The 1754-nt window shown below is 26.5% G+C and carries 2 protein-coding genes and 1 pseudogene; all 3 read left to right on the top strand.

Features of this window, described 5'->3' with window-relative positions; all coding sequences use genetic code 11:
- Positions 1-313 (top strand): annotated as a pseudogene (locus HG1285_RS02875) (cation:proton antiporter); the annotation flags it as partial.
- A gap of 22 nt (positions 314-335) precedes the next feature.
- Positions 336-956, top strand: coding sequence for a 3'-5' exonuclease (locus tag HG1285_RS02870; RefSeq protein ID WP_008289017.1), 621 nt, complete (start codon positions 336-338; stop codon positions 954-956).
- 171 nt (positions 957-1127) lie between these two features.
- Positions 1128-1736, top strand: coding sequence for a hypothetical protein (locus tag HG1285_RS02865; protein WP_008289018.1), 609 nt, complete (start codon positions 1128-1130; stop codon positions 1734-1736).
- Positions 1737-1754 lie beyond the last annotated feature (18 nt).

Consider the following 1754-nt stretch of genomic DNA (forward strand, 5'->3'; position numbering starts at 1 on the left):
ATTTAACTTAATTGAATTGCTTCAAATAGATATTGTATACAACGCAGTTTTACTCAGTATACTGATGTTAACTGTTAGATTTCTTGCATCTACTGTTTTATTATTTACACATTTTTCTTTAATTGAAATTTTTTTAACCCCTTTCGCTCTTTCTATTCCATTAACTTTACTTGTAGCTATAGCAACAATAGGATATGAAACAAACATGATTGATAAAATTGAAGCTTCAACTATAATACTAACAGCAATATTAACAGCACTTACATATCCATGGATATTTAAAAATATAGCAAAAAAAATAAATTTTGTATAAAACTAAAATAAGGAAGATAAAAATGCTACATAATCTAACAGTTAATGAAGCTACTTTTGTAATTATTGATTTAGAAACTACAGGACTATCAGCATCCAACAACTCTGTAATAGAAGTTGCTGCCATAAAATATCAAAGTGGCATGATAATTGACCAATTACATCATTTAACAAAACCACGTGAAAATTTTATTCCATCCAAAGTAATAAATCTTACAGGGATTACAAATGCTATGGTGATAGACAAACCTTACTTTGAAGATATATATCCAGAAGTTTACAATTTCTTAAAAGACAGTATAGTTGTCGCCCACAATGCAAAATTTGATATTTCATTTTTATCTGAAGTACACAAAATCGTATTCAAAAATAACCTGAGACTACATTATATATGTACAGATAATTTAGCAAGAAGAATATTTCCAGAAATACAAAAAAAATCCTTAAGCAGTTTAACAAATTATTTAGGGATAAACTTCAAACAAAAGCATAGAGCTTTATCAGATGCACAGGCAACATTGCAAGCATTTCAAACAATGTTAGAATATTTACAAGATTACAACATAAATAAAGTTTTGGAGATCATAAAATTAGCAGAAGGTAAAAAAATAAATAGAAAAAATAAAAGGAAAAGATATGTTTAAAGTTTTTTTGTAATCTTTACAATTACTTTTTCTACCGTTTTTGCCGAAGAATTAAACAACAACTTCATAGAAGTTTTTCACTCAAAAACATCGGACGTACTTTACAATACATTAACTTATATAGAAAAATTTGTCGGAACAGAAAATATAAAATCCCGGTCAAAAGCATATTTGAAAATAAATTATGGATATTATTATAGTGCTTTTGAAAATCTTCAAACACTTAAAAGTATAAACTTAAATGTTAGACTGACTAAACTTGAGAAAAAACTCAACTTATTTCTGTCGTCTTTCAAAGAAAAAGGAATAGAGCAGAGGGAATTACAACCATATTACAACAATTTAAACAACAAAAGTAATGGGTTTTCAATTGGTTTAGAATATATACCAGTAATAAAATACCTGAATATGAATTTACGACTGGCAATAACAACAGTTAATAAAGCATATTTAAAATCAACAATAAATACTCCAAAAGTTATATTTGGAGGTTTTTCTATTGAAGTTATGGAAACATTAAGAAGAGATATGTACATTTTTAAAAATAAACCAACAAATCAGGACTATACACAGATATATATTAATAGACTAATTTATAAAAATTTAATTTTGTCCTTATTTTTTGAAAGAAGAAAATTAACCAACGAGCCTTTTAATCAACATGTAATATCATCTTCACTATCAAAGATATTCGGGAAAAATAAAAAACTATTAGTTGTTTTTAATCTATCAGAAGCTGGAAACAAGATAATAGTGCCTACCCAACGACTTATAACATGAGTATCTCTAACAGATATA

Source organism: Hydrogenivirga sp. 128-5-R1-1, from assembly GCF_000171895.1.